Origin of the sequence: Streptantibioticus silvisoli, from assembly GCF_027947535.2 — a bacterium.
Lineage (GTDB): Bacteria > Actinomycetota > Actinomycetes > Streptomycetales > Streptomycetaceae > Streptantibioticus_C > Streptantibioticus_C silvisoli.
Genome location: NZ_JAAGKO020000031.1, coordinates 37,731 through 53,594, shown reverse-complemented (window position 1 = coordinate 53,594; position 15,864 = coordinate 37,731). Strand labels below are relative to the sequence as shown.

Sequence of the window (15,864 nt, the reverse complement as noted above, 5' to 3'; positions counted from 1 at the left end):
CGTACCATCGTCAGTACAGCGGGCGTCAAATAGCGGGCGCCCTCGACTGAAGGACAACACATGCTGATCGCTCAGCGCCCGTCGCTGACCGAAGAGGTCGTCGACGAGTACCGCTCCCGGTTCGTCATCGAGCCGCTGGAGCCCGGTTTCGGCTACACCCTCGGCAACTCCCTGCGCCGCACCCTGCTGTCCTCGATCCCCGGTGCCGCTGTCACCAGCATCCGGGTCGACGGCGTCCTGCACGAGTTCACCACCGTGCCGGGCGTCAAGGAGGACGTGACCGACCTCATCCTCAACATCAAGCAGCTGGTCGTCTCCTCGGAGCACGACGAGCCGGTCGTGATGTACCTGCGCAAGCAGGGCCCGGGTGTCGTCACCGCCGCGGACATCGCGCCGCCGGCCGGCGTCGAGGTGCACAACCCGGACCTGGTCCTCGCCACGCTCAACGGCAAGGGCAAGCTGGAGATGGAGCTGACCGTCGAGCGCGGTCGCGGCTACGTCTCCGCGGTCCAGAACAAGCAGCAGGGCCAGGAGATCGGCCGCATCCCGGTCGACTCCATCTACAGCCCGGTGCTCAAGGTCACCTACAAGGTCGAGGCGACCCGTGTCGAGCAGCGCACCGACTTCGACAAGCTGATCGTCGACGTCGAGACCAAGCAGGCCATGCGGCCGCGGGACGCCATGGCGTCGGCCGGCAAGACCCTGGTCGAGCTGTTCGGCCTGGCCCGCGAGCTGAACGTGGACGCCGAGGGCATCGACATGGGCCCCTCGCCCACCGACGCCGCGCTGGCCGCCGATCTGGCGCTGCCGATCGAGGAGCTGGAACTCACCGTCCGCTCCTACAACTGCCTCAAGCGTGAGGGCATCCACTCGGTGGGTGAACTCGTCGCGCGGTCCGAGGCGGACCTGCTCGACATCCGCAACTTCGGTGCGAAGTCGATCGACGAGGTCAAGGCGAAGCTGGCCGGCATGGGCCTGGCGCTCAAGGACAGCCCGCCCGGATTCGACCCGACCGCCGCCGCGGACGCCTTCGGCGCCGACGACGACGACACCGGTTTCGTCGAGACCGAGCAGTACTGATCCACCGACGCGGCGGCCCGCGCCCGTAAGGGCACCCCGGCCGCCGCGTCCCCCCGCCGGGGCGACCGCCCCGGGGGTACTGACACCGGTACCTGGTACGGCCGGTGCAGGAATGAAGGAGAAAACCATGCCGAAGCCCGCCAAGGGTGCCCGCCTGGGCGGTTCCGCCGCGCACGAGAAGATCCTTCTCACCAACCTCGCGCGGCAGCTCTTCGAGCACGGCCGGATCACCACCACCGAGGCCAAGGCGCGCCGGCTGCGCCCGGTCGCGGAGAAGCTGATCACGAAGGCGAAGAAGGGCGACCTGCACAACCGTCGCCTGGTCCTGTCGGTCTTCAACAACCGTGACGACGTCTACCGCCTGTTCTCGGAGATCGCTCCCCGCTACGAGAACCGCCCCGGTGGCTACACCCGCATCACCAAGATCGGCGGCCGTCGCGGCGACAACGCCCCGATGGCGGTCATCGAGCTGGTCGAGGCGCTGACCGTGGCCCAGCAGGCCACCGGTGAGGCCGAGGCCGCCACCAAGCGTGCGGTCAAGGAAGACACCACGAAGGCCAAGAAGGCCGACAAGGCCGACGAGGCCGAGGTCGTCGAGGACGCGAAGTCCGACAAGGCCTGATCGCCTCAGCACGTCCGAGGACGGGCCCGCCCCCTGCTGGGGGCGGGCCCGTTCCCGTTTTGAGAGGATCCACGGGTGAGCGACGAGGTGGCACCGGGACGGGTGCGGGTACGGCTGGACCTGAGTTACGACGGCAAGGACTTCTCGGGCTGGGCCCGGCAGACCGAGCGGCGCACCGTGCAGGGGGAGCTGGAGGCGGCGATCGGCACGGTGCTGCGGCTGGCGGAGCCGGTCGAGCTGACGGTGGCCGGCCGCACCGACGCGGGGGTGCACGCGCGCGGCCAGGTGGCGCACGTGGACCTGCCCGGCGAGGTGTGGCAGCGCGAGGCGGACAAGCTGCTGCGGCGGCTGGCGGGCCGGCTGCCGCAGGACGTACGGGTGCGGCGGGTCGCGGCGGCCCCCGAGGGCTTCAACGCGCGGTTCTCCGCCGTGTGGCGCCGCTACGCCTACCGGGTCGGCGACCACCCCGGCGGCGTCGACCCGCTGCTGCGCGGGCACGTGCTGTGGCACGACCGGCCGGTGGACGTGGAGTTGATGAACCGGGCGGCGGAACTGCTGCTGGGTGAGCACGACTTCGCGGCGTACTGCAAGAAGCGGGAGGGGGCGACCACCATCCGCACCCTGCAACTGCTGCGCTGGACGCGGACCGCCGACGGGGTCGCCGAGGCGACGGTGCGGGCGGACGCGTTCTGCCACAACATGGTGCGCGCGCTGGTGGGCGCGATGATCCTGGTCGGCGACGGGCACCGCCCGGTGGACTTCCCGGCCCGGGTGCTGGCCGGCCGGGTGCGCGACTCGGCGGTCAACGTGGTGCGCCCGCACGGGCTGACCCTGGAGGAGGTCGGCTACCCGGCCGACGACGCGCTGGCCGCCCGCGCCGTCGAGGCCCGCAACCGCCGGACGCTGCCGGCGGGTTGAGCGGGCGGGCGGTGCGGGCGGCCCGGTGCGGCCGGTCGGCGTCGGCGTCGGGGCGGTACGGCCGGGGGTGCGGTCACTGGCCGCCGGTGGGCTGCTGACCGCGGGCGAGCAGCCGGCGGAAGGTGAGGGTGCCGATGTCGTCGGCCGCGTTCCCGGTGGCGGTGTCGGTGGCGGTGACGGCGCCGCCGTCGACCCGGCCGGCGATGGTGAAGTAGGCGTAGCGGCCGACCGCGTTCGTGCTGCTCCGGCACGGGGTGGAGTGGCAGAAGGCGTGGCCGATGCCGCCGCCGGCCAGCGGCAGCACGTAGGGGCCGGCGGCCTGCTTCACGTGCTGGGCCTCGGTGGCGTTGTCGAAGACGGCGACGCCGACGGTGACCGCGATGCCGTCGCGGGTGTAGGTGGCGCGGACCATCTGGTGGCAGCCGTAGCGGGCCAGCACGGCGGGCAGCCCGGCGGCGCCCGCGCCGGCGCAGTAGGTGGTCGACGCCAGCGCGGTCTTGGCGTAGGCGCGGCCGGAGAAGGTGAAACGGTCGCCGGGGAAGAGCCCGGCCGCGGTGACCGGCGCCTTGTCGGTGGCGGCGTTGGAGATGACCGTCAGGGCGCTGGGCGGCGGGGTCGGGCTGGCGTCGGAGAAGGTGGGCGACGGCACGGGGATGGCCGGATCGGTGGGGGCCGCGGTGGGCGAGGTGACCGGCTTCTTGTGACCGGTGACCACGACGGCGGTGGCCACGATGGCGCCGATCACCACGACGGCCAGCGCGCCGCCGCCGATCAGGAACAGCTTGCGGCGTTTGGTGCCCTCGTGCGCGCGGCGTTCGGCGAGCGCGGACCAGTCGGGTTCGCCGCCGGGGCGTGCCGTGCCGATGGGGGCGGCCGGCGGCGTCCAGGCGGCGCCGGGCTGCTGGGGGAAGCCGTGGCCGGACGGCTGGGAGGGCTGCTGAGGGAACCCGTACCCGGGCTGCCGACCGGCCGGCGGCGGGGACTGCGGCGGGAACCCGTACCCGGGCTGCTGGGGCTGCGGGGCGGCGGCGGGGTCCTGCGGCGGGTAGCCGTACCCGGGGTGCGGCAGCGGCTGCGCCGGCCGGTCCTGCTGCGGCTGCCCCGGGTAGCCGTACCCGGGTTCCTGCGGCTGGTCCTGCCGCGCCCCGGGCCACTGCTCGGCGGGCGGGATGACGGCGCGGAACGGCATCGTGGGCTGACCCGGTTTCGGCGCGAACTCGTCGTCGGCGCCGGGGTGTTCCTCGTGCTGCTGCGGTCCATCCGTCATGCCGCGCATCTTATGTGAGGGTTGTCGGACGTTCTACGCACCGGCCGCACCGGCCAGGTGCCTCCGCCCTGACCGGCCGCACCGCCTCCGCCACGACCGGCCGCCTCGCCGAGGTGCCTCCGCCCTGACCGGCCGCACCGCCTCCGCCACGACCGGCCGCCTCTCCGCACCGCCAGACCCCGACCGCCTGACCCGCCGCCCCCGCACCGCCAGGCCCGTCTCCCCGACCGCCTGACCCGCCGCCGCCCCCGCAGGCCCCCGCAGGCCCCCTCCCCGCCCCCGCAGCGCCCCCGGCGCCACCGCCGCGGCCTGTGGAAAACCCGCCGGCTGTGGAAAAGCCGTTTGGACGGCTGCCGGGGCCGGGTGACAATCCTCCGCATGGGACACGTGGAAGCCGCGCACCTGGAGTACTGCCTGCCGGACGGCCGGGCGCTGCTGAACGACGTGTCGTTCCGCATCGGCGAGGGCGCGGCGGTGGCCCTGGTCGGGGCGAACGGCGCCGGCAAGACGACACTGCTGCGGATGATCGCCGGCGACCTGAAACCGGACGCCGGCACGGTGACCGTGGGCGGCGGGCTCGGCGTCATGCGGCAGTTCGTCGGCTCGGTGCGCGACGACCGTACCGTGCGCGACCTGCTGGTCTCCGTCGCCCGCCCGCGCATCCGGCAGGCCGCCGCCGCGGTCGACACCGCCGAGCTGGCCATCATGGCCCAGGACGACGAACCCGCCCAGATGGCGTACGCGCAGGCGCTCAGCGACTGGGCGGAGGCCGGCGGCTACGAGGCCGAGACCGTGTGGGACATGTGCACCTCGGCCGCGCTCGGCGTGCCCTACGACCGCGCCCAGTGGCGCGAGGTGCGCACGCTGTCCGGCGGCGAGCAGAAGCGCCTGGTGCTGGAGGCGCTGCTGCGCGGCAACGACGAGGTGCTGCTGCTCGACGAGCCGGACAACTACCTCGACGTGCCCGGCAAGCGCTGGCTGGAGGAGCAGCTGGGCCTGACCCGCAAGACCGTGCTCTTCGTCAGCCACGACCGCGAGCTGCTGGCCCGGGCCGCCGACCGGATCATCAGCGTCGAGCCGGGCCCGGCGGGCAGCGACGTGTGGGTGCACGGCGCCGGCTTCGCCACGTACCACCAGGCGCGCAAGGAGCGGTTCGCCCGCTTCGAGGAGCTGCGCCGGCGCTGGGACGAGCAGCACGCCCAGCTCAAGCAGCTCGTGCTGATGTACCGGCAGAAGGCCGCCTTCAACTCCGACATGGCCTCCCGCCTCCAGGCGTCCACCACCCGGCTGCGCCGCTTCGAGGAGGCCGGCCCGCCGCAGGAGCCGCCGCGCGAGCAGGACATCCGCATGCGGCTGCGCGGCGGCCGCACCGGGCTGCGCGCGGTCACCGTCAAGGGCCTGGAGCTGACCGGCCTGATGAAGCCGTTCGACCTGGAGGTCTTCTACGGCGAACGGGTCGCCGTCCTGGGCTCCAACGGCTCCGGCAAGTCGCACTTCCTGCGCCTGCTGGCCGGCGACGACGTCGGCCACACCGGTGAGTGGCGGCTCGGCGCCCGGGTGGTCCCCGGCCACTTCGCCCAGACCCACGCCCACCCCGAACTCCAGGGCCGTCCGCTCACCGACATCCTGTGGACCGAGTACGCCCGCGACCGCGGCAAGGCGATGAGCGCGCTGCGCCGCTACGAACTCGACCGGCAGGGCGACCAGCGCTTCGACCACCTGTCCGGCGGCCAGCAGGCCCGCTTCCAGATCCTGCTGCTGGAGCTGTCCGGCGCCACGGCGCTGCTGCTGGACGAGCCGACGGACAACCTGGACCTGGAGAGCGCCGACGCGCTCCAGACCGGCCTGGAGGCGTTCGACGGCACCGTCCTGGCCGTCACCCACGACCGCTGGTTCGCCCGCACCTTCGACCGCTTCCTGCTCTTCGGCTCCGACGGCGTGGTGCGCGAGGTGCCGGAGCCGGTGTGGGACGAGGAACGGGTGCGCCGGGCCCGCTGAGACGGCCCGGACGGCGCCGCGCGACGGCGGCCGGCCGTCCGCCGCGGGGCACCGGCGCGTCCCCGCGGCGCCCCCGTTTTGACCCTGCTGGCGGACGGCGGCTAGACTTTCGCGTTGAAACATAGACTCATGCGTATTGGCTTGCTCGTTCTCACGTGAGAGGCCGTTACGCCGGTCCACCGGGTCGTTGATCAGCGTTCGCCTTACGGGTTGCGTCGCCCACGGGCGTCACACGCTGTGGCCGGCCAGGTGGTCCCGTCAGGACCCACTCACTGCAGAAGCGAAGGCATACGACCGTGCGTACGTACAGCCCCAAGCCCGGCGACGTCCAGCGCCAGTGGCACGTCATTGACGCGCAGGACGTTGTCCTGGGCCGTCTGGCCTCTCAGGTCGCGTCCCTCCTGAGGGGCAAGCACAAGCCGGTGTACGCCCCCCACGTCGACACCGGTGACTTCGTCATCATCGTCAACGCGGACAAGGTGCACCTGTCCGGCAACAAGCGCACTCAGAAGATGGCCTACCGCCACTCCGGTTACCCGGGCGGTCTGCGCTCCATGCGCTATGACGAGCTGATGGCGAAGGCCCCCGAGAAGGCCGTCGAGAAGGCCATCAAGGGCATGCTGCCCAAGAACACCCTGGGCCGTCAGATGCTGAGCAAGCTGAAGGTGTACGCGGGCACCGAGCACCCGCACAGCGCTCAGCAGCCTGTTCCGTTCGAGATCACGCAGGTTTCGCAGGGCTAGTCCCGGCCACCTACCAGCAGAAAGCATCTGAGGAGAATCGTGGCTGAGACCACCCCTGAGGCCCCCCTCGCCGAGGACGGCGAATTCACCGAGTACACCTCCGAGTCGGACGCGGTCGAGGAGTACACGACCGAGTCGCTCGCCGGCCGGTTCGGCGACCCGCAGCCCGCGGGCGGCACCGGCCGCCGCAAGGAGTCGGTGGCCCGGGTCCGGATCGTTCCGGGCACCGGCAAGTGGAAGATCAACGGTCGCACCCTGGAGGGGTACTTCCCCAACAAGGTGCACCAGCAGGAAGTCAACGAGCCGTTCAAGATCCTTGAGCTCGACGGCCGCTACGACGTCGTGGCCCGCATCGCGGGTGGCGGCATCTCCGGTCAGGCCGGCGCCCTGCGCCTCGGCGTGGCCCGTGCCCTCAACCTGGCGGACGAGGACAACAACCGCGCCGCCCTGAAGAAGGCCGGCTTCCTCACCCGCGACTCCCGCGAGATCGAGCGCAAGAAGGCCGGTCTGAAGAAGGCCCGTAAGGCACCGCAGTACAGCAAGCGCTGACCTTGCTTTTTTGGCAACGCCCCGGAGGCACGATGTGCGCCTCCGGGGCGTTGTTTTGCGAGTAGCGGCATCAGTCGCGCCAACGGGGGTCATCACCTTTTCGTAACCTCTTCACCTCGTACTTTCGGAGGAACCACAGTGGGACGACTCTTCGGCACTGATGGCGTGCGCGGCGTGGCGAACGCGGACCTGACCGCTGAACTGGCGCTGGGCCTGTCGGTGGCCGCCGCGCACGTGCTGGCCGAAGTGGGAACGTTCGAAGGGCACCGGCCGGTGGCGGTGGTGGGCCGCGATCCGCGGGCCTCGGGGGAGTTCCTGGAGGCCGCGGTGGTCGCCGGGCTGGCCAGCGCCGGAGTGGACGTCCTGCGAGTCGGTGTGCTGCCCACCCCCGCGGTGGCGTATCTCACCGGCGCGCTGGGCGCCGACCTCGGGGTCATGCTCTCCGCCAGCCACAACCCGATGCCCGACAACGGCGTGAAGTTCTTCGCCCGCGGCGGCCACAAGCTCGCCGACGAGCTGGAGGACCGCATCGAGAAGACCTACCACGGCCACGCCGCCGGCCAGCCGTGGGACCGGCCGACCGGCGCCGGCGTGGGCCGGGTGCGCGACTACGCCGAAGGGCTCGACACCTACGTCGCCCACCTCGTCGGCGTGCTGCCCAACCGCCTCGACGGCCTCAAGATCGTCGTCGACGCCGCGCACGGCGCCGCCTCCCGGGTCTCCCCGGAGGCCTTCATCCGGGCCGGCGCCGAGGTGATCACCATCGGCGGCGACCCCGACGGCCTCAACATCAACGACGGCTGCGGCTCCACCCACCTGGGCCCGCTGCGCGCCGCCGTTGTCGAGCACGGCGCCGACCTCGGCGTGGCGCACGACGGCGACGCCGACCGCTGCCTCGCGGTGGACGCCACCGGCGCGGAGGTCGACGGCGACCAGATCCTGGCGATCCTGGCGCTGGCCATGCGCGAGGCCGGCACCCTGCGGCAGGACACCGTGGCGGTCACCGTCATGTCCAACCTCGGCTTCAAGCTCGCCATGGAACGCGAGGGCATCGAAATGGTGCAGACCGCGGTCGGCGACCGTTACGTGCTGGAGGCGATGAAGGTCCACGGCTTCGCCCTCGGCGGCGAGCAGTCCGGCCACGTCATCGTGCTGGACCACGCCACCACCGGCGACGGCACCCTCGCCGGCCTGCTGCTCGCCGCCCGGGTCGCCGCCACCGGGCGCCCGCTGGCCGACCTGGCCGGCGTCATGGAACGCCTGCCGCAGGTCATGGTCAACGTCTCCGACGTCGACCGCAGCCGGGTCGCCAGCGAACCCCGCCTCCAGCGCGCCGTCTGCGACGCCGAGGAGGAACTCGGCACCACCGGCCGCGTCCTGCTGCGCCCGTCCGGCACCGAGCCGCTGGTACGCGTCATGGTCGAGGCCGCCGACATCGAACACGCCCGCACCGTCGCCGGCCGGCTGGCCGACGTCGTCAAGACCACCTTGGGCTGACTCCCCGCGCTACGCGGGTAGCGGCCGCCCGCCCCGGCCGCCACCCGCGCGGCGCCGCCCGCCGCGCGGGCCGTGGGCCCGTCCCGGCCGGCTCACAGCTTGCGCAGCGACAGCTTCTGCACGGTGTGGTCGGCGCCCTTGCGCAGCACGAGGGTGGCCCGGCCGCGGGTGGGGGCCACGTTCTCCTCCAGGTTCGGCTGGTTGATGGTCCGCCACAGGGTGCGGGCGTAGTCCAGCGCCTCGTCCTCGGAGACCTGGGTGTACTTGCGGAAGTAGGAGTCCGGGTTGTGGAACGCCGTCTCGCGCAGCATGCGGAAACGGTTGAGGTACCAGCGCTGGATGTCCTCGCCGCGCGCGTCGACGTAGACGCTGAAGTCGAAGTAGTCGGCCAGCCCCACCCGGGTGCGGCCGTCGGTGCCGGGCAGCGCCGGCTGGAGCACGTTGAGGCCCTCGACGATGAGGATGTCCGGGCGGCGCACCACGAGGCGCTCGCCCGGCACGATGTCGTAGATCAGGTGGGAGTAGACCGGCGCGCCGACCTCGTCCTTGCCGGCCTTGACGTCGGCGACGAACCGGGTCAGCGCCCGGCGGTCGTAGGACTCGGGGAAGCCCTTGCGGGCCATCAGGCCGCGCCGGGCCAGCTCGGCGTTGGGGTACAGGAAGCCGTCGGTGGTGACCAGCTCGACCCGCGGGTGCTCCGGCCAGCGGGCCAGCAGCGCCTTGAGCACCCGGGCGGTGGTCGACTTGCCGACCGCGACGCTGCCGGCCACCCCGATGACGAACGGCGTCCCGCTCTGGGCACCGTGGCCGCCGCCCGCGTCGCCCAGGAAGGTGTTGAGCGCGCCGCGCAGCCCGGTCGTGGCGCCGACGTAGAGGTTCAGCAGGCGCGACAGCGGCAGGTAGACGTCCCGCACCTCGTCGAGGTCCATCTGGTCGCCCAGACCGCGCAGCCCTTCCACCTCCCCGGCGGTCAGCGGCAGCGGGGTGCGCTCGCGCAGGGCGCTCCACTCGGCTCGGGTCAGATCCACGTACGGGGTCGCCTCGCGGCGCCGCGGTTCGGTCGGCACAGGCACGCCGCCCATTGTGATGCCGAAGATCCGATCCTCCTACGGAAGTACCGCCGGGTGCGGTGGAGATCACCTCACGGCGCGAGGGCCTCCGGCGGGGGTGGTGGCCTCCGGCGGGGACGGGGGCTTCCGGGGCGGGTCCTGAGGGGGTGGGCGCCCCCGCGGCGTCCGCCCCCTCAGCGTCCGCCCGTTCCCTCCGGTCGCACCAGCGGAATCCGGTCGGCCAGTTCGTGCGCGCCGAACGGCACCGGGGCCGCCCGGCCGGCCAGGCCGTGCAGATACGCGCCGACCGACGCCGCGTCGCGGCCGCCCAGGCCCGCCGCCAGCAGGGAACCGATCAGCCCCGACAGCACGTCGCCGCTGCCGGCCGTCGACAGCCACGCGGTACCGGTGGAGTTGATCCGCACCGGTCCGTCCGGCGCCGCGATCAGCGTCGTCGAGCCCTTCAGCAGGACGACCGCGTCCAGTTCGCGGGCCAGCCGCCGCACGTGCTCCAGCCGCCGCGCCTCCACGTCCGCCCGGTCGACGCCCAGCAGCGCGGCGGCCTCCCCGGCGTGCGGGGTCAGCACGGTCGGCGCCCGGCGCGCCCGGATCGCCTCCCGGTCCGCCACCGCCAGGCCGTCGGCGTCCACCAGCACCGGCACGTCCGCCGCCAGCACCTCGGCGACCACCGCGCGGGCGTCCTCCTCGCGGCCCAGCCCCGGCCCGGCCACCCACGCCTGCACCCGGCCCGCCTGCGACGGCCGCCCGGCCGACACCAGCGCCTCCGGGAACCGGGCGATCACCGCGTCGCCCGCCGACCCCACGTACCGCACGGCACCGCTGCCGCCGCGCAGTGCGCCGGAGACCGCCAGCACCGCCGCGCCCGGATACCGCGCGGAACCGGCCACCACGCCGACCACCCCGCGCCGGTACTTGTCGCTCTCCCCGGTCGGCGCCGGCAGCAGCGCCGCCACGTCCGCGTCCTGCAACGCCTCCGCCACCGGCGCCGGCAGGTACGGGCCGATACCGATGTCGACCAGGCGCGGCGCCCCGGCGTACTGGGCCGCCGGGTCGATCAGCAGACCGGGCTTGTACGTGCCGAACGTCACCGTGGCGTCCGCGCGGACCGCCTCGCCCGCCGTCTCGCCGGTCTCCGCGTCCACGCCGCTGGGCAGGTCGACGGCGACCACCGCCGCGCCCGACGCGCGTACCGCAGCCGCCAGCCGGACCGCGTCCGGGCGCAGCCCGCCCCTGCCGCCGATCCCGACGATCCCGTCCAGCACGAGGTCGGCCCGCGCGATCGCCGCACCGGCCGCGTCACCGGCGGAAACACCGGCCGCGCCGCCCTCCGACCCATCAGCCGCGTCACCGCCCGAGCCGCCGTCCGAGCCGCCGCCCGCGCCACCGCCCGCGCCGGCGTCGATCACCCGGCCGCCCGCGGCCCGTACCGCCGCCAGGCCCCCGGCGTGCGCCCGGTCCGGCGCGAGCAGCACCGCGGTGACGCCCGCGCCGCGCCGGGCCAGCAGGGCGAGGGCGTACAGCGCGTCGCCGCCGTTGTCGCCGCTGCCGGCCAGCGCGACGACCCGGCGGCCGTAGACCCGGCCCAGCATCCCGGCGCACGCCGCCGCCAGCCCGCCGGCGGCCCGCCGCATCAAGGTGCCCTCCGGGACCCGGGCCATCAGCTCCCGTTCCGCCGCCCGGACTGCCTCCACGCTGTGCGCGTACCGCATGCTCGCTCCCTCGGCCCCTCGTCGCGGGCGCGCTCCGCCGGCGGTCCCTGGCAGACGTCTACCCGCTCAGCCCTCCGCGATCACGACCGCCGTGGCGATCCCCGCGTCGTGGCTGAGGGAGACGTGCCAGGACCGCACCCCCAGCTGCGCCGCGCGGGCCGCCACCGTGCCGGTGACCACGATGCCGGGGCGGCCGTCCGCGCCGGTGGTGATCTCCGCGTCGGTCCACGCCAGGCCGCCGGGGGCGCCGAGTGCCTTGGCGATCGCCTCCTTCGCCGCGAACCGGGCGGCCAGCGACTCCGCGGACCGCGCCGTGCCGTCCGGCCGGGTGGTCTCGGCGGCCACGAACAGCCGGTCCCGCAGCCCCGGCGTCCGCTCCAGCGCCGCCGCGAACCGTTCGATCCCGGCCACGTCGATGCCGGTCCCGACGATCATGCGGCGGTCACCGGCCTCGCCAGGTCGCGCGGCCGGTCGACGACGCCGACGACCAGCGGTGCGCCGCGGCGGGCGCCGACCACGTCGGGGGCGTTCCGGACGGCCGTATACCTCACGATTCCGTACACGGGGGCCAGCTTAGGCGGGCGGTACGGGGCCTTCGGCGGGCGCGGGGCCTTCGGCAGGTGCGGGGGAAGGAGGCGGTGAACGGCCGCTGGAGGTGGGCGCGGGCCGGGCGGGGGCGGTGCGCCGCGGGGCCGGTTGCCCGGGGGCGGGGCGGAACGCGGCGCGGGCCGGTGCGCGCGGTGGTGCTTGAGCCGGGGACGCGGTCGGCGTGCGGGCCGGTGCGCGGAGGTGGCGGGGCCGGGGCCGTGGGCCTTCAGGGGGAATCGCTGCCGGTCATGGGGGTGGTCGGCCGCCGGGTCGCCGGACGTGCGCCGGGCGCGGGCGTATGGCTGGTTTCGACTCACCGTTCACCGTTTCCGTTTCGCTGTCCGGCTCGTTCTGCTCGTGCCGTGTTCTGTTCCTGCTTCCGTTCCTGTTCTGTCCCGTCGCGTCTCGTTCGGTCTCGTTCCGTCTCGTTGCGTCCCGTCGGAGTGCGGCCGGCGCCCGTGACCTTTTCCAGGAGGACTGCTGCCATGGCGGGTGTGGTGAGGACGAGGGCGCGGGCCGGGCTGCTCGTGGCGGTGAGCGTGCTGCCGCTGCTGCTGGGCGCGGGAACCGCGGCGGCGACCGGCCCGGCGCCGGCCCCGCCCGCTCCGGCCGGCGTGGTCGGCGCGGTCCCGGTCGGCGCCGTCGCCCCGGTCGGCATGGCGGCGTCGGACGCGGCCGGTGGCACCGGTGGTGACCTCGCGGCGGCACCCGCCACCGGCGCGCCCGCCCCCGGGCCCGTCGGGGTGGACGCCGGTCAGCCGGTGCCGTTGGACGCGCTGGTGCCCGGGCCGCCGCTGCCGGACGGCACCGCGGACACCCCGGACCCGGCGACCGCGCCGCGCCCGCCGGGCGCCACCGCCGCGCGGTCCGCCACCCGCACCGAGTTCGTGCCCGCCGACGACGCCGACGCCGTCCGCGCGCTCGACCGCACGCCGCTGCTGCGCCCGGTGCGCGGTTTCTGCTCCCGGCACACCGGCCCGTACCAGGAACAGGTCGCCCGCTTCCTGCGCCTGCCACCGCAGGCCGGCGGACCGGCCCGCCAGACGCCGGTCAGCTGCGCGGCGATCCGCCGCTACCAGCGCGACCACGGCATCCAGCCCGCCATCGGCTTCGCCGGCCCGGTCACCTGGGCCGCGATGCGCGACGACGGGCCGCACGCCCGGCCGCAGGCGTCCGGACCGTCCTCGCCCACCAGGAGCGACTGACCCGACGGCGACCGCGGGGGCGGCCACGGCCACGAGTAGGGGTGCGGGGACGGCCACGGGTACGGGTACGGGTACAGGTACGGATGCGGGTTCGGCCGCGGGGACCGCTACCGGTACAGCCGCGGGGGCGGTGACCGCGGGGCTTCCCGGCGTCCCCGGCCGGTCCCCGCGATCGCCTCCGGCACCGGGTCCGTGCTGAGAGACTGTCGGTGATGCCTGAGAACGAGACAGCCCCGAGCGCCGCACCGGTCACCACCGGCGCGGCAGACCGTGTCCGGGCCCGGATCGACCTCGCCGCCCTGCGCGCGAACGTCCGGGCCCTGCGCGAACGCGCCGGCGACGCCGGTGTGATGGCCGTGGTCAAGGCCGACGCCTACGGCCACGGCATGGTCCCCTGCGCCCGCGCCGCCCGGGAGGCCGGCGCCGCCTGGCTGGGCACCGCGACCCCGCAGGAGGCGCTGACGCTGCGCGCCGCCGGGATCGGGGGACCGGTGCTGTGCTGGCTGTGGACGCCGGGCGGCCCCTGGCGCGAGGCGGTCGAGGCCGACGTCGACGTGACGGTCAGCGGCATGTGGGCGTTGCGCGAGGTCATCGGCGCCGCCCGCGCCGCCCGCCGCCCGGCCCGCGTCCAGCTCAAGGCCGACACCGGCCTGGGCCGCAACGGCGCGCCGGCCGCCGACTGGCCCGACCTGGTGGCCGCCGCGATGGCCGCCGAGGCGGACGGCCTGCTGAAGGTGACCGGCCTGTGGTCGCACTTCGCCTGCGCCGACGAGCCCGGCCACCCGTCGATCGCGGCCCAACTTGCCGAGTTCCACAGCGTGTTGGCCGTCGCCGAGGCGGCCGGCGTCCGCCCGGAGGTCCGGCACATCGCCAACTCGCCGGCCACCTTGACCCTGCCGGAGGCCCGCTTCGACCTGGTGCGCACCGGCATCGCGATGTACGGGGTCTCCCCGGTGCCGCAGCTCGGCGGGCCGGCCGACTTCGGGCTGCGCCCGGTCATGACGCTCAGCGCCACGCTGGCCAACGTCAAGCGGGTGCCCGGCGGGCACGGCGTCTCCTACGGCCACCACTACACGACGCCCGGCGAGACCACCCTCGCCCTCGTCCCGGCCGGCTACGCGGACGGCGTGCCGCGACACGCCTCCGGGACCGGGCCGGTGCTGGTGGCCGGCAAGTGGCGCACCGTCGCGGGACGGGTGGCGATGGACCAGTTCGTGGTCGACCTCGGCGGCGACACCGCCCGGGCCGGCGACGAGGCGGTGCTGTTCGGCACCGGCGAGCACGGCGAGCCGACCGCGGAGGACTGGGCGTCGGCGTGCGGCACGATCGCGTACGAGATCGTCACCCGGATCGGCGCCCGGGTGCCCCGGGTCTACGCGGACGACGCGGCGGGTACCGGATGAGCGCGGGCGGCACGTCCGTCGGCCGCACCGCCGGGCTGGTCGGCGCCGCCATCGGCGTGCTGGCGGCGGGCGCGGCGGCCGGGGTCGCGATAGAACGGATGACCGTGGGACGTGGAATGCGCCGCAAGGCCCGCCAGGCGCTGGACGCGGCGGGCCCCTTCGGCACGCTGCGCGGCGAACCGGGCACCGCGGTGGCCGCGGACGGCACCGAACTGGCCTACGAGGTCGAGGAACTCGCGGACGGCACCACGCCGGGGCTGACGGTGGTCTTCAGCCACGGCTACTGCCTCAACCAGGACTCCTGGCACTTCCAGCGGGCGCTGCTGCGCGGCGCGGTCCGCGCCGTCTACTGGGACCAGCGCTCGCACGGCCGCTCCGAGCACGGCCGCGACCAGGCGGCCGGCGAGCCGGCCACCATCGACCAGCTGGGCCGTGACCTGCGGGCGGTCATCGACGCGGCGGCCCCCGACGGCCCGCTGGTGCTGGCCGGCCACTCGATGGGCGGCATGACGGTGATGGCGTTCGCCGAGCAGTTCCCGCAGCTGGTGGCCGAGCGGGTGGCCGGGGTGTTCCTGACCGGCACCTCGGCGGGCAAGCTGGCGGCGGTGACGCTGGGGCTGCCGACGATGGGCGCCAAGGCGTTCCGGGTGCTGGCGCCCGGCGTGCTGAAGGCGATGGGCGCGCAGGCCGGCCTGGTGGAACGCGGCCGGCGGGTGACCGCGGACCTGTTCGCCGGCATCGTCAAGCACTACTCGTTCGCCTCCGAGGTGGACCCGGCCGTCGCCCGGCTCGCCGAACGGATGATCGAGTCCACGCCGATCGACGTGGTCGCCGAGTTCTACCCGGCGTTCACCACGCACGACAAGGGCGAGTCGCTGGCGGTCTTCGACGGCCTGCCCGCCCTGGTGCTCACCGGCGACAAGGACCTGCTCACGCCGTCGGACCACAGCGCGGACATCGCCGACCACCTGCCGGGCGCCGAACTGGTCATCGTCCCGCAGGCCGGCCACCTGGTGCTGCTGGAGTACCCCGACGTGGTCAACGCCCGGTTCGCCGCCCTGCTGGTCCGCGCCGCCGACCGGGCCGGCGTGCCGCTGCCTCCGGCGGTACGCGCCGTGGCCTCCGGAGAGCCCGCTCCGCGGCTGGCGCCCGAGGACTGACGGAGGACCGGCGGCGCGCTGCCGGAGGATCGACGGCGGGCTGTGCGGCTCCGGT

15 protein-coding genes and 1 pseudogene are annotated in these 15,864 nt (G+C 74.6%); 11 read left to right on the top strand and 5 right to left on the bottom strand.

What is annotated here, in order from left to right; translation table 11 throughout:
- Nucleotides 1-60 precede the first annotated feature (60 nt).
- The 3 genes from POF43_RS20825 to truA all read left to right on the top strand — a co-directional run bounded on the left by POF43_RS20825 (nucleotide 61) and on the right by truA (nucleotide 2,620).
- Nucleotides 61-1,080, top strand: coding sequence for a DNA-directed RNA polymerase subunit alpha (locus tag POF43_RS20825; protein ID WP_271315002.1), 1,020 nt, complete (start codon nucleotides 61-63; stop codon nucleotides 1,078-1,080).
- Nucleotides 1,081-1,207: 127 nt separating this feature from the next.
- Nucleotides 1,208-1,702, top strand: a complete 495-nt coding sequence (gene rplQ, locus POF43_RS20820; RefSeq protein ID WP_271323677.1) for a 50S ribosomal protein L17 — start codon at nucleotides 1,208-1,210, stop codon at nucleotides 1,700-1,702.
- Nucleotides 1,703-1,777: 75 nt separating this feature from the next.
- Entirely contained in the window at nucleotides 1,778-2,620 is an 843-nt protein-coding gene (gene truA, locus POF43_RS20815; protein WP_271323676.1) for a tRNA pseudouridine(38-40) synthase TruA, read from the top strand.
- A gap of 73 nt (nucleotides 2,621-2,693) precedes the next feature.
- Here truA and POF43_RS20810 read toward each other — a convergent pair whose 3' ends face one another.
- Entirely contained in the window at nucleotides 2,694-3,887 is a 1,194-nt protein-coding gene (locus POF43_RS20810; protein ID WP_282704694.1) for a hypothetical protein, read from the bottom strand.
- A 432-nt stretch (nucleotides 3,888-4,319) separates the two neighbouring features.
- On the opposite strand from POF43_RS20810, the pseudogene POF43_RS35335 reads away from it, so the two are divergent.
- The 5 genes and pseudogenes from POF43_RS35335 to glmM form a co-directional block, all read left to right on the top strand.
- A pseudogene (locus tag POF43_RS35335) lies at nucleotides 4,320-4,823 on the top strand (ATP-binding cassette domain-containing protein); the annotation flags it as partial.
- A 285-nt stretch (nucleotides 4,824-5,108) separates the two neighbouring features.
- Nucleotides 5,109-5,885 (top strand): ATP-binding cassette domain-containing protein, encoded by a 777-nt coding sequence (locus POF43_RS35330; RefSeq protein WP_443732107.1) that lies wholly within the window; start codon nucleotides 5,109-5,111, stop codon nucleotides 5,883-5,885.
- A 296-nt stretch (nucleotides 5,886-6,181) separates the two neighbouring features.
- Nucleotides 6,182-6,628: a 50S ribosomal protein L13 gene (gene rplM, locus POF43_RS20800; RefSeq protein WP_271317106.1), complete on the top strand. Its 447-nt coding sequence runs from the start codon at nucleotides 6,182-6,184 to the stop codon at nucleotides 6,626-6,628.
- Nucleotides 6,629-6,667: 39 nt separating this feature from the next.
- Complete coding sequence (gene rpsI / locus POF43_RS20795) at nucleotides 6,668-7,177, top strand: 30S ribosomal protein S9 (RefSeq protein ID WP_271317105.1); 510 nt, start codon at nucleotides 6,668-6,670, stop codon at nucleotides 7,175-7,177.
- Between the two features lie 138 nt (nucleotides 7,178-7,315).
- A complete protein-coding gene (gene glmM / locus POF43_RS20790) occupies nucleotides 7,316-8,674 on the top strand; it encodes a phosphoglucosamine mutase (protein ID WP_271324942.1) in 1,359 nt (452 codons plus the stop codon).
- Between the two features lie 92 nt (nucleotides 8,675-8,766).
- On the opposite strand, the gene coaA is transcribed toward glmM, so the two are convergent.
- From coaA to POF43_RS20770, 4 genes are all read right to left on the bottom strand, one after another.
- Nucleotides 8,767-9,747, bottom strand: coding sequence for a type I pantothenate kinase (gene coaA / locus POF43_RS20785; RefSeq protein ID WP_271324943.1), 981 nt, complete (start codon nucleotides 9,745-9,747; stop codon nucleotides 8,767-8,769).
- Nucleotides 9,748-9,917: 170 nt separating this feature from the next.
- On the bottom strand, nucleotides 9,918-11,453 hold the full coding sequence (locus tag POF43_RS20780; RefSeq protein ID WP_271325754.1) for an NAD(P)H-hydrate dehydratase: 1,536 nt from the start codon (nucleotides 11,451-11,453) through the stop codon (nucleotides 9,918-9,920).
- 66 nt (nucleotides 11,454-11,519) lie between these two features.
- Entirely contained in the window at nucleotides 11,520-11,888 is a 369-nt protein-coding gene (locus POF43_RS20775) for a holo-ACP synthase (RefSeq protein ID WP_271325753.1), read from the bottom strand.
- A complete protein-coding gene (locus tag POF43_RS20770; protein WP_271325752.1) occupies nucleotides 11,885-12,016 on the bottom strand; it encodes a hypothetical protein in 132 nt (43 codons plus the stop codon). The genes POF43_RS20775 and POF43_RS20770 overlap by 4 nt, the downstream gene beginning before the upstream one ends.
- Before the next feature lie 510 nt (nucleotides 12,017-12,526).
- Between POF43_RS20770 and POF43_RS20765 the strand changes: the two genes are divergently transcribed.
- From POF43_RS20765 to POF43_RS20755, 3 genes are all read left to right on the top strand, one after another.
- Entirely contained in the window at nucleotides 12,527-13,246 is a 720-nt protein-coding gene (locus tag POF43_RS20765; protein ID WP_271325360.1) for a peptidoglycan-binding domain-containing protein, read from the top strand.
- A 212-nt stretch (nucleotides 13,247-13,458) separates the two neighbouring features.
- Nucleotides 13,459-14,649: an alanine racemase gene (gene alr / locus POF43_RS20760; RefSeq protein ID WP_271317851.1), complete on the top strand. Its 1,191-nt coding sequence runs from the start codon at nucleotides 13,459-13,461 to the stop codon at nucleotides 14,647-14,649.
- Entirely contained in the window at nucleotides 14,646-15,809 is a 1,164-nt protein-coding gene (locus POF43_RS20755; protein WP_271325359.1) for an alpha/beta fold hydrolase, read from the top strand. The genes alr and POF43_RS20755 overlap by 4 nt, the downstream gene beginning before the upstream one ends.
- The last annotated feature ends 55 nt before the right edge of the window (nucleotides 15,810-15,864 follow it).

Excerpts from the sequence above, each read along its gene's own strand:
- POF43_RS20765 (WP_271325360.1), top strand. The coding sequence starts at position 12,527 with ATGGCGGGTGTGGTGAGGACGAGGGCGCGGGCCGGGCTGCTCGTGGCG.
- POF43_RS20775 (WP_271325753.1), bottom strand. The coding sequence starts at position 11,888 with ATGATCGTCGGGACCGGCATCGACGTGGCCGGGATCGAACGGTTCGCG.
- POF43_RS20825 (WP_271315002.1), top strand. The coding sequence starts at position 61 with ATGCTGATCGCTCAGCGCCCGTCGCTGACCGAAGAGGTCGTCGACGAG.
- rplQ (WP_271323677.1), top strand. The coding sequence starts at position 1,208 with ATGCCGAAGCCCGCCAAGGGTGCCCGCCTGGGCGGTTCCGCCGCGCAC.
- POF43_RS20755 (WP_271325359.1), top strand. The coding sequence starts at position 14,646 with ATGAGCGCGGGCGGCACGTCCGTCGGCCGCACCGCCGGGCTGGTCGGC.
- alr (WP_271317851.1), top strand. The coding sequence starts at position 13,459 with ATGCCTGAGAACGAGACAGCCCCGAGCGCCGCACCGGTCACCACCGGC.
- POF43_RS20780 (WP_271325754.1), bottom strand. The coding sequence starts at position 11,453 with ATGCGGTACGCGCACAGCGTGGAGGCAGTCCGGGCGGCGGAACGGGAG.
- POF43_RS20810 (WP_282704694.1), bottom strand. The coding sequence starts at position 3,887 with ATGACGGATGGACCGCAGCAGCACGAGGAACACCCCGGCGCCGACGAC.
- POF43_RS35330 (WP_443732107.1), top strand. The coding sequence starts at position 5,109 with ATGTACCGGCAGAAGGCCGCCTTCAACTCCGACATGGCCTCCCGCCTC.